The sequence below is a fragment of the Celeribacter marinus genome (genome assembly GCF_965656515.1).
Taxonomy (GTDB): domain Bacteria; phylum Pseudomonadota; class Alphaproteobacteria; order Rhodobacterales; family Rhodobacteraceae; genus Celeribacter; species Celeribacter marinus_D.
Map to the genome: position 1 here is coordinate 8,396 of NZ_CBFHKW010000048.1, position 11,094 is coordinate 19,489.

Below are 11,094 nucleotides of genomic sequence, written 5' to 3' on the forward strand. Positions count from 1 at the left end.
GAGGTGAGGCATACGACCCTTTTGCCCCCGTGTCCTGTTTCAGGCGCGGGGGTTTGGGTTGGTGGGGCACGGCGTCTTGCGCCATGTGATGGAGGTCGGATCAAAACGGGATCCGCACATCCGTGAGACCGGCGCCATCCTGACACCGGTACAAATCCTACGCGCCGCTTAGGACGGCGGCGAGTAAGGCGTGCTTTGGGTTGCGGCAGGTCCACTATGTGCGGCCTCGGGATCACCCGATTGAGACGGTGCAGGCACAGTCTGAGGCGCAGGCGCATCACGCACCTGTTCAGGGGCCTCTCCACGATCAACGGACCCCGCCTTCGATACATCAGCCACGCCTTTGGCCGCGCCATCGTGCGATGCCTCGGGACTATCCGTTTTTTGCGCGGCTTGCACGTCACTTTGGGCGGCGCGCGGGGCAATTGCGGCTTCGTCAGACTGCTGCGTCCGCTTGGCCTCAACCCGTGCAATAACATTGCGCAGATCTTTTTCGACCTCGAGAATACTGGCCTGAAAGGCCGGCGTTGGCCCCGTCAAAACAGTTTCGTCGCGCACAGCATCTTTGCGCTGCTGCTCGGAGACAACAGAGTCACGTTTGGTTTGAGAATACGCGCCATTCTGGTCGCTCGAGGTATCACCCCGTTTGCTTGTCGCAGACCCGTCTGTCGCAGTTTTTGCAACTTCGGGCACCGCTTGCTTTGAAGTTTCGGGCGGGTGCCGCATGGCAAGCCCCCCAACTCCGAAAGCTGGCATACCGTTGAAATCGGACATGCTCGTGCTCCCTTTCAAAAGGAGCCCCCACCACCTGATAGATAACGACGCAAATCCTTACCACCCGATCAATATCCACAGGTTTCACATGTGTTGGTTAACGCGTGCGCGGATCGCCGCGTGGCGTCTACGGCGTCAACATGCGCCGATACATCGTGTCCAAAAAGAGCCGCGCATCATCGAAATGTGTCTCGCCAACAGGTGTGATGATCCCGCGAATTTGTGCATCAAAATCAGCATAGTGCTGGGTTGTGGCCCAGATCGAAAAGATCAGATGATAGGGATCGGTAGGGCGCAAATGTCCGGCGTCGATCCACTGTGTAATCACGGCGGCTTTTTCTTCGACTAGCGTTTTTAGCTCATCTTCGATCTTATCCATGATGTTCGGCGCGCCTTGTACAATCTCGTTGGCAAACAGCCGGCTCTCACGGGGATATTCGCGCGCCATGTCGAGTTTGCGCAAAACATAGGCGACAATTTCCTCAACGGGATCGCCATCCGCATCGATTTCGCGCAGCGGATCCAGCCAGTTGGCCATCAACGTATCGATCAAGCCACGGTGAATCGCGACCTTTGACGGAAAATAATACAGCAGATTCGGCTTGGACAATCCCGCCTCTTTGGCGATCTGGTCGAGCGTGGCCCCACGAAAGCCATTGCGTGAAAAGACATCCAGCGCGGCATCCAGAATGGTTTCGGAGTTTCGCTTTTGAATTCTGGTACGCGGTTTATTTTCAGGCATGGACCTCTGATTCCTTCACATATCTCGTGTGGTTTACGATCGCTCGTCGATCCTCGCCAAAAAAAGCGCCAAACCGAAGTTAGAATCGCCTTAAAACCAACCTTATCAGTAAAGTGCCCAGTTTTTTTGCATCTTTATACCTGAGACGCGTGCATGCGCGGACCCGCTATTGTTACGCTTCTCTTGACCAAATGGTCAAACCCGTCGCAGGGTGATGCGAGGCATTTTAAATATGTCCAAACCAATTAGGGATAAGAGGGAAATCATGGCGATGGATGGCGACACACGGCCGAACGACCTATCTGCGTTCTGGATGCCGTTTACGGCGAACCGTCAATTTAAAAAAGAGCCACGGATGTTCGTATCTGCGGACCGAATGCATTATCGCACCTCGGACGGGCGCGCGGTTCTGGACGGCACGGCGGGGCTGTGGTGCTGTAATGCCGGTCACAATCGCCCCAAGATTGTCGAAGCGATACAAAAACAAGTGGCCGAGCTTGATTATGCGCCCGCATTTCAGATGGGCCACCCAAAGGCGTTTGAACTGGCCACAAAGCTGGTTGATATGGCACCCGCGCCATTCGAGCATGTGTTTTTCACCAACTCCGGATCTGAATCCGTCGAGACGGCGCTCAAAATCGCATTGGCCTATCACCGTGCAAAGGGGCAGGGCGAGCGCACCCGTTTGATTGGCCGCGAACGTGGGTATCACGGTGTGAACTTTGGCGGCATTTCGGTGGGCGGCATTGTCACCAACCGTAAGATGTTCGGCACGCTGTTGAACGGTGTTGACCATCTCCCACACACCCATTTGCCGGATCGCAACCGCTTTGTACGTGGACAGCCGGAGCATGGCGCGGAATTGGCCGACGAGTTGGAACGCATCGTGGCGTTGCACGGCGGCGAAACCATCGCGGCGGTGATCGTCGAGCCGATGGCGGGATCAACGGGCGTGTTGTTGCCGCCCAAGGGCTATCTCAAACGTCTGCGCGACATCTGTACGAAACACGGAATTTTGCTGATCTTTGACGAGGTGATCACCGGCTTTGGCCGCCTTGGGTCATCCTTTGCCGCCGAACATTACGGTGTGATGCCTGATTTGATCACCTGCGCCAAGGGATTGACCAACGGCGTTATTCCGATGGGCGCGGTGTTGGCGACCAAAGAGATCCATGATGCCTTTATGAATGGTCCCGAGCATGTGATCGAGTTGTTCCACGGCTACACCTATTCGGGCAATCCGATTGCGGCGGCGGCAGGACTGGCCACTCTGGAAACCTATGCCGAGGAGGGTCTGTTCGCGCGTGCTGCCGGACTGGCGGATTACTGGGCTGATGCGCTTCATAGCCTCAAGGGCTTGCCGCATGTGGTGGATATTCGCAATGAGGGATTGATTGGCGCAGTTGAGTTGGAACCGATTGAGGGCGCGCCGACAAAACGCGCTTTCTCTGCCTTTCTCAAGGCCTACGATAAGGGGATTTTGGTGCGCACAACGGGCGATATCATCGCGATGTCACCGCCGCTTATCATTGAAAAGGAACACATCGACACATTGGTGGGAACTCTGGCCGATGTGCTCCGTGAGATCGACTAAGCCTATTCGATCGCAATGACCAAAAGGGCGGGTGCGCCGACCATGAGCGCCATGATGATGGCTAGTGAACGTGTTAGACCTTTGAACATGGGATCCTCCTGTGTTGCTATTGAAATGGAGTTAGGGCGCGCACCTGTCCTGACGAGTGAAAAAAGAACGTGATCACGAGAGCGTGATTGTCGTCGCGAAAAGGAGCATATCATGAGTGGATCATCAGGCGTCTTGGCCGATCGTACCAACCTCAAGATCAACCCAGCCCGCCTTTGGGACAGTCTCATGGAGATGGCCAAAATCGGACCGGGTGTGGCGGGGGGCAACAACCGCCAAACCGTCACGGATGCGGATGGCGAGGGGCGCGCGTTGTTCCAGTCATGGTGTGAAGCCGCGGGGATGAGCATGGGCGTCGACACCATGGGCAATATGTTTGCCACCCGCGCAGGAACCGATCCCGATGCGTTGCCGGTCTACATCGGCAGCCACCTTGATACCCAACCTACGGGCGGCAAATATGATGGCGTTTTGGGCGTGCTTGGCGGATTGGAAGCGGTGCGCACCATGAATGACCTTGGCATCAAGACCAAGCACCCGATTGTGGTGACCAACTGGACCAATGAGGAGGGGACGCGCTTTGCCCCCGCCATGCTCGCCTCTGGTGTCTTTACGGGCCGCCACACGCAAGAGTGGGCTTACGGCCTCACGGACGCCGAGGGCAAAACATTCGGCGATGAGTTGAAGCGCATCGGCTGGGTCGGTGACGAACAGGTCGGCGCACGCAAAATGCACGCGATGTTTGAGCTGCACATCGAGCAAGGTCCTATTTTGGAGGCCGAGGGGCGAGATATCGGTGTTGTCACCCACGGTCAGGGGCTGCGGTGGATCGAATGCACGGTGACGGGCAAGGACAGCCACACAGGGTCCACGCCAATGACCATGCGCAAGAACGCAGGTCGCGGTTTGGCGTTGATCACCGAGTTGGTCCATGAGATCGCCATGGCCAACCAACCGGGCGCGGTGGGCGCGATTGGCCACATCGACGTCTACCCCAATTCGCGCAATGTGATCCCCGGAAAGGTGGTGTTCACCGTCGATATCCGCTCTCATCTCCCCGAAAAGCTGCACGCGATGCAGGCGGAATTGATGGAGCGCGCGCCCAAGCTGTGCGAGGAGATCGGTGTCACGTTCGAGGCCAAAATCTCGGGCCAGTTCGAGCCACCCGCGTTTAACGAGACACTGGTGGGCGCGGTGCGCTCCGCCGCTGAACGGTTGGGGTATAGCCACATGGACATCATTTCCGGCGCGGGCCACGATGCCTGTTGGATCAACGATGTCGCCCCCACGGCGATGATCATGTGCCCCTGCGTGGACGGGTTAAGCCACAACGAGGCCGAGGACATCAGCCCCGAATGGGCCGCCGCAGGGACAGACGTGTTGTTGCACGCGGTGTTGGAGACGGCGCAAATTGTAGACTAAGAGAGTTCAGATGCGGGCAGGGGCACGACAGATGCGCCGCCCCCGACAAGGAGAGACAAGATGACCAAAGTGATCAAAGGCGGCACCGTTGTCACCGCTGACCTGACCTATAAAGCGGACGTGAAAATCGACGGTGGCGTCATCGTCGAGATCGGCCCTGATTTGACGGGTGATGAGGTGTTGGACGCAACGGGATGTTACGTGATGCCGGGCGGGATCGACCCGCATACGCACCTCGAGATGCCGTTTATGGGCACGTATAGCGCCGATGATTTCGCCTCTGGCACCCGCGCGGCACTTGCGGGTGGCACCACGATGGTGGTCGATTTTTGTCTGCCCGCCCCTGGTGAGAGCCTCTTGGATGCGCTCAAGGTGTGGGACAATAAATCGGCGCGCGCCGCTTGCGATTATTCGTTTCACATGGCGATTACATGGTGGGGCGAACAGGTCTTTGATGAGATGAAAATCATCACGCAAGAAAAAGGGATCAACAGTTTCAAACACTTCCTCGCTTACAAAGGCGCGTTGATGGTGAATGACGACGAGCTTTATGCCTCGTTCAAACGCTGTGCCGAACTTGGTGCGACCCCGCTTGTGCACGCCGAAAATGGCGATGTGGTGGCCGAACTCACCGCGCAACTTTTGGCCGAGGGCAACACCGGCCCCGAAGCGCACGCCTATTCGCGCCCGCCTCAGGTAGAGGGTGAGGCCACGAACCGCGCCATTATGATTGCCGATATGGCCGGCGCGCCGCTTTATGTTGTGCATACGTCCTGCGAGGAAAGCCACGAGGCGATCCGGCGCGCAAAAATGCAGGGCAAACGGGTCTGGGGCGAGCCGCTCATTCAGCACCTTGTGCTCGACGAGAGCGAGTATTTCCATGAGGATTGGGACCACGCGGCGCGCCGTGTGATGTCACCGCCATTTCGCAATAAACACCACCAAGACAGCCTGTGGGCGGGTCTGGCCTCTGGCACGTTGTCGTGTGTCGCGACCGATCACTGTGCCTTTACGACCGAGCAAAAGCGCAATGGCATCGGCGATTTTTCCAAGATCCCGAACGGGACAGGCGGCCTTGAGGATCGCTTGCCCGTGTTGTGGACCACGGGGGTTGAAACGGGTCGGATCACGATGAACGAATTCGTCGCTGTGACCTCAACGAACATCGCCAAGATATTGAATTGTTATCCGAAAAAGGGCGCAGTCCTTGTGGGGGCAGATGCCGATATCATCGTTCTCGATCCCAACAAGACCAAGGTGATCAGCGCCGACACCCAAGCCTCGGCGATTGATTATAATGTGTTCGAGGGGATCGAAGTTTCAGGTTTGCCACGCTACGTTTTGAGCCGTGGCTATGTCGCCGTCACAGACGGTGAATTGACCACCAAAGAGGGACATGGTGAATTCGTGGCGCGCGATCCGAATGCGACCGTGAACACGGCGTTGTCGAAGTGGAAAGAGTTGACCGCACCGCAGCCCGTGCTGCGTTCGGGCATTCCGGCGACCGGCGTTTAAGACAAAAAGGGGCGGCGGTGTGGGGTCATCCCATGCCGCTTGAGGGGACGACAAAACTTATGAATAAACCAGTGATCGACGCGCAAAATGTGGACCTGACATTTGAGACAAATGACGGACCTATTCAGGCGCTAAAAGGTGTTAATCTCGAGATTAACAAGGGTGATTTTGTCTCCTTCATCGGGCCATCCGGTTGCGGGAAAACCACATTTCTACGCTGTATCGCGGGGTTGGAGACGCCCACGGGCGGGGCGCTCTCGGTCAATGGCATGACGCCTGAGGAGGCGCGGCGCGCGCGGGCTTATGGCTATGTGTTTCAGGCGGCGGGGCTGTACCCGTGGCGGACAATTGCAGGAAATGTGAAACTTCCACTCGAAATTATGGGCTATTCCAAGGCGGATCAGGCCGAACATGTTCGAAAAGTGCTAGAACTTGTGGACCTTGTCGGGTTCGATAAAAAGTTCCCTTGGCAGCTTTCGGGCGGGATGCAACAACGCGCGTCCATCGCCCGTGCGCTTGCGTTTGACGCGGATATCTTACTGATGGATGAGCCGTTCGGCGCGCTGGACGAGATCGTGCGTGATCACCTCAACGAGCAGCTTTTGGCACTTTGGGCGCGCACCGAGAAAACCATTGGATTTGTGACCCACTCCATCCCCGAAGCCGTCTATTTGTCGACCAAAATTGTGGTCATGTCACCGCGACCTGGGCGCATTACGGACGTGATTGAAAGCCCGCTGCCCAAGGAACGCCCCCTCGATATTCGCGACAGCAAAGAGTTTATCGAGATTGCGCACCGTGTGCGCGAGGGGTTGCGCGCGGGGCATGAGCAATGAGGTTTTGCTCAAACATAGCGCGCGGGTGTGCGTGCGCGCATGACGCGGCGCCCACGGCAGGGAGGCGTGCATGAAACACATCCGTCCTGTCCTCGCTGTCGTCGCCGTTTTGCTCATCGTGTGGTACGCCGCAGCGATCAAAATGAATGCCACATGGACCTATGACCAAGCCGCGCGTGCGGGCACAACCCCCAGCTTTTCCGAGGTGGTCCGCGACACGATGCAACAGGCCCGCCCGCTCTTGCCCGTCCCGCATCAGGTCGCCGCAGAGTTGTGGAAAACCACCGCGTTGAAAAAGATCACGTCAAAGAGGTCAATGGTCTACCAAGGTATAATTACATTAAAAACAACGCTTTGGGGCTTTGCCTTGGGCATTGTTGTTGGCGTCTCACTGGCCGCGATCATTGTGTTGAGCCGCATCGGACGGTTGAGTTTGATGCCGTGGGCGATCATCTCGCAAACCGTCCCTATTGTGGCATTGGCCCCGATGATTGTGGTGCTGAGCAACGCCATTGGCGCAGGATCGCTCTTGGTCCCCAAGGCAATCATCGCCGCATACCTGAGCTTTTTCCCCGTGATGGTCAGCATGGTCAAAGGGCTGTCGAGCCCTGATCATATGCAATTGGATTTGCTGCGCACCTACGGCGCGAAACCCACGGCCGTGTTTTGGAAACTACGCGTTCCTGCCTCGATGCCGTATTTCTTTGCCTCGCTCAAGGTGAGCGTGGCGGCGGCATTTGTCGGCGCGGTTGTGGGCGAATTGTCGACCAGTGCCATCTCGGGCCTTGGCGCGCGGATGTTGATCGGATCGCAGTTTGGTGAGCCGATGATCATGTGGGCGGCGTTGTTTGCCGCGGCGATTTTGGCCGCCGTTTTGATATTCACAGTGGGCGCGATTGAGAAAATCATGCGCCGCGCCATGGGAGGGCGACCCGCATGAGACGCGCCGATACGCAGGTCGAACGCGTTGCCTACCCCGCGGGATTTGGCCTTTTGGTGTTGCTCCTTTGGGAAATCGCCGTGTGGCTCTTCGAGATTTCTCCGGCGCTCTTGCCGCCACCAACCGCCATAGGCGCGGCCATCATGGGGTCGTTGCCGATCTTGTGGGAGGACTGGGTACAAACCGTGGTCAAAGGCGCGTTGAACGGGCTTTGGATGGGCAGCGCCGCAGGGATTGCCGTGGCCTTAGTCATTGATCGCTATGACTTTCTCAAGCGCGGTCTTTTACCCGTGGCGAACTTTATGGCCGCTCTGCCGATTGTCGGATTGGCCCCGATCATGGTCATGTGGTTCGGGTTCGATTGGCAGTCCAAAGCGGCGGTGGTGGCCATCATGGTGTTCTTCCCGATGTTGGTAAACACGCTTGGCGGGTTGGCGTCGACAGATACGATGCAGCGCGATTTGATGCGCACCTATGCGGCGGGGCATATGGCCACGCTTGTGAAATTGCGGATCCCTGCGGCGCTTCCATTTGTGTTCAACGGGCTTAAAATTTCGACAACTTTGGCCCTTATTGGCGCTATTGTTGCCGAATATTTCGGCTCCCCCATTCGCGGTATGGGATTTCGGATCACAACCGAGATGGGGCGCTTGGCAACGGACATGGTTTGGGCTGAAATCACCATATCAGCGCTGACTGGCACGGCTCTTTACGGGCTTGTCGCCTTGATTGAAAAGAGGGTCACCTTTTGGCACCCCTCACAACGCGGGTGACCGCATATAAACTGCACGAGGAAAACCTCGGCAGTCACAACTTGGAGGTTGTTAGATATGAAAAAGCTACTCACAAGCGCGATTGCGTTGACGGCGATGACGGCGGGGGCGCAGGCCGCCGACGAGCTGACGCTGCAACTCAAATGGGTCACGCAAGCACAGTTCGGCGGCTACTATGTGGCCCTTGAAAAGGGGTTCTACGAGGCGGCGGATCTCGATGTGACGATCAAACCGGGTGGACCCGATGTGGCCCCTGTTCAGGTGTTGCTCGGTGGCGGCGCGGATGTGATGGTTGACTGGATGCCATCCGCCTTGGCCGCACGTGAAAATGGTGCGCCCGTGGTGAATATTGCGCAACCGTTCAAGTCGTCCGGCATGATGCTGACCTGTCTCAAGGAAAGCGGTATCACCGGCCCAGAGGATTTCGCGGGCAAGACGCTTGGTGTTTGGTTCTACGGCAACGAATATCCGTTTTTGTCATGGATGAGCCAATTGGGTCTGTCCACTGAGGGTGGCGACGATGGCGTCGAGGTGCTCAAACAGGGCTTTAACGTTGATCCGCTGCTGCAAAAACAGGCGGCGTGCATCTCGACCATGACTTATAATGAATACTGGCAGGTCATCGATGCGGGCATTTCCGCCGACGATCTGATCACGTTCAAATATGAGGATCAGGGTGTTGCGACACTTGAGGACGGACTTTACGTGCTTGAATCCACACTCGAAGATGCCGCGATGAAGGACAAACTGGCGCGCTTCGTCTCCGCGTCGATGGAAGGGTGGAAATGGGCCGAGCAAAACCCCGAAGAGGCGGCGATGATCGTGCTTGAATACGACGAGACGGGTGCGCAAACCGAAGGTCATCAAATCCGTATGATGGGCGAAGTGGCCAAGCTCACCGCTGGCTCCAATGGCGCGCTCGATCCCGCCGATTACGCCCGCACCGTGGCCTCGTTGATGTCGGGCGGGTCCGATCCCGTGATCACGGCAGAACCCACAGGCGCGTTTACGACAGACATCACCGACATGGCGATGAAGTAAGCAATTTCAAAGCATTACAGGAAAGCCCCGCCCATTGTGGTGGGGCTTTTCCTTTGTGCGTTCACATCAATTGCGCGGGGGCCCAAACCACTTGTGCGCCGCCCGTGCGCAGTTTGAACCGCGCCAGATCGGGGGCTTTGAGCGCATCAAAAGTGCCAAGGTCCAAACGCTCCACGCCTTCGGCGCGCAGGCGCATCATCGCCTCCCACAAGATCAGGTTATGGGCGTTGTGTGCGCGCCCATGTGCGTTGGTTTGACCCATTTGATAGGTCGCGGTGTTGCCGTGGCGCAAGAACAGCATTTGGGCGTCTGCCGCCTCATACAGGCGAAAGGCACGCGGCGTTGTGGACAAAAGCGCAAGCGTGAATTCGGGCGGCACGGCGCGGTATTGCGCGTGCGATTGACGCAGCTTTTCAGCCTGTAAGAGCGGCGTGAGGGCGGCCTTGGTTGCAGTGATCTGCGCGACTTTGATGCGGTGAGTTTGCGCCACTTTCAACGCGTTGCGCCATTTGGCGTTGAGGCCTGCGCGCAGTGCCTCCTCGTTTTGGGTGAGGTCCAGAACCAGAGTGGCGGTGGGCGCGGACAATGACAGGCGGCGCATCTGTGTGCTTGGGGTCATTACCGTGAGACGGGGGAGGGCGCGGCGCAAGGCACGCACGGCGCGGCGCGGATCACACGGCGCGATAAACAACGGACCTTGGGTGACGAGGCCCATCGGGAGCGGGCCGATCTTGCGACACACGGCTTGGGCCACGGCGATGGCGCGGTCCCCGTCCAGAACCAAAACACGGTGCACATTGCGCCCCACGGCTTGCGCGCCAGCCCCATAGAGCCACCGCTGGGCCAAGGGCGCATGGGCGCGGTCGGTGAGCGCGCACCAGTCGGATTCGTCAGTGATGTGTTCAACATGCATGACGCGACTATGCGCAGGCTTGGTTAACGGCTGTTAAACATCGCGGATCATTTGGGCGATTTATCCGTTTTGGTCAAAAGAAAACCGCCCCGAAGGGCGGCATTCCGTCATATGTGGTTTTGGGTGCGATCTAGCTTTGGTTGTAGATGCTGTTTCCAATCAAATCCTCGACAACGGATGGGTCTGCGAGGGTTGAGATGTCGCCCATGCTGCCGGTGTCGTTTTCGGCGATTTTGCGTAGGATGCGGCGCATGATTTTGCCGGAGCGGGTTTTGGGCAGGCCCGGTGCCCACTGGATAAAATCAGGCTTTGCAATCGGGCCGATTTCGGTGCGCACCCAAACCTCGAGTTCCTTTTTGAGCGCATCACTCGGCTCTTGGTCATTCATCAAAGTGACATAGGCGTAGATGCCTTGACCTTTGATTTCATGAGGATATCCGACCACGGCGGCTTCGGCCACGGCGGCGTGGGCGACGAGTGCGCTTTCGACTTCGGC

General features: G+C 57.6%; 11 protein-coding genes. 7 read left to right on the forward strand and 4 right to left on the reverse strand.

Annotation, left to right across the window (positions count from 1 at the left end; genetic code table 11):
• Window positions 1–168: 168 nt before the first annotated feature.
• Together ACTG34_RS10600 and ACTG34_RS10605 are read right to left on the reverse strand one after the other, a co-directional pair.
• A complete protein-coding gene (locus ACTG34_RS10600) occupies window positions 169–774 on the reverse strand; it encodes a hypothetical protein (RefSeq protein ID WP_439104896.1) in 606 nt (201 codons plus the stop codon).
• Between the two features lie 127 nt (window positions 775–901).
• Window positions 902–1,516 (reverse strand): TetR family transcriptional regulator C-terminal domain-containing protein, encoded by a 615-nt coding sequence (locus ACTG34_RS10605; RefSeq protein WP_439104897.1) that lies wholly within the window; start codon window positions 1,514–1,516, stop codon window positions 902–904.
• Between the two features lie 265 nt (window positions 1,517–1,781).
• On the opposite strand from ACTG34_RS10605, the gene ACTG34_RS10610 reads away from it, so the two are divergent.
• The 7 genes from ACTG34_RS10610 (at window position 1,782) to ACTG34_RS10640 (ending at window position 9,685) form a co-directional block, all read left to right on the forward strand.
• Window positions 1,782–3,110 carry an aspartate aminotransferase family protein gene (locus ACTG34_RS10610; protein ID WP_439104905.1) on the forward strand — a complete coding sequence of 443 codons (1,329 nt, stop codon included), beginning with the start codon at window positions 1,782–1,784 and terminating at the stop codon, window positions 3,108–3,110.
• 201 nt (window positions 3,111–3,311) lie between these two features.
• A complete protein-coding gene (locus ACTG34_RS10615) occupies window positions 3,312–4,580 on the forward strand; it encodes a Zn-dependent hydrolase (RefSeq protein WP_439104898.1) in 1,269 nt (422 codons plus the stop codon).
• 60 nt (window positions 4,581–4,640) lie between these two features.
• A complete protein-coding gene (gene hydA, locus ACTG34_RS10620) occupies window positions 4,641–6,095 on the forward strand; it encodes a dihydropyrimidinase (RefSeq protein WP_062218890.1) in 1,455 nt (484 codons plus the stop codon).
• Window positions 6,096–6,127: 32 nt separating this feature from the next.
• The gene (locus ACTG34_RS10625; protein ID WP_439104899.1) at window positions 6,128–6,931 is read left to right on the forward strand and encodes an ABC transporter ATP-binding protein; all 804 of its coding nucleotides are present in this window, start codon (window positions 6,128–6,130) and stop codon (window positions 6,929–6,931) included.
• A gap of 70 nt (window positions 6,932–7,001) precedes the next feature.
• On the forward strand, window positions 7,002–7,871 hold the full coding sequence (locus ACTG34_RS10630; protein ID WP_439104900.1) for an ABC transporter permease: 870 nt from the start codon (window positions 7,002–7,004) through the stop codon (window positions 7,869–7,871).
• Entirely contained in the window at window positions 7,868–8,644 is a 777-nt protein-coding gene (locus ACTG34_RS10635) for an ABC transporter permease (protein ID WP_439104901.1), read from the forward strand. The genes ACTG34_RS10630 and ACTG34_RS10635 overlap by 4 nt, the downstream gene beginning before the upstream one ends.
• 57 nt (window positions 8,645–8,701) lie before the next feature.
• Window positions 8,702–9,685 (forward strand): ABC transporter substrate-binding protein, encoded by a 984-nt coding sequence (locus ACTG34_RS10640; protein ID WP_439104902.1) that lies wholly within the window; start codon window positions 8,702–8,704, stop codon window positions 9,683–9,685.
• A gap of 61 nt (window positions 9,686–9,746) precedes the next feature.
• On the opposite strand, the gene ACTG34_RS10645 is transcribed toward ACTG34_RS10640, so the two are convergent.
• Together ACTG34_RS10645 and ACTG34_RS10650 are read right to left on the reverse strand one after the other, a co-directional pair.
• Window positions 9,747–10,598 (reverse strand): GNAT family N-acetyltransferase, encoded by an 852-nt coding sequence (locus ACTG34_RS10645; protein WP_439104903.1) that lies wholly within the window; start codon window positions 10,596–10,598, stop codon window positions 9,747–9,749.
• 130 nt (window positions 10,599–10,728) lie between these two features.
• On the reverse strand, window positions 10,729–11,094 hold a 366-nt coding region (locus tag ACTG34_RS10650), incomplete at its 5' end, for an AMP-binding enzyme (protein WP_439104904.1).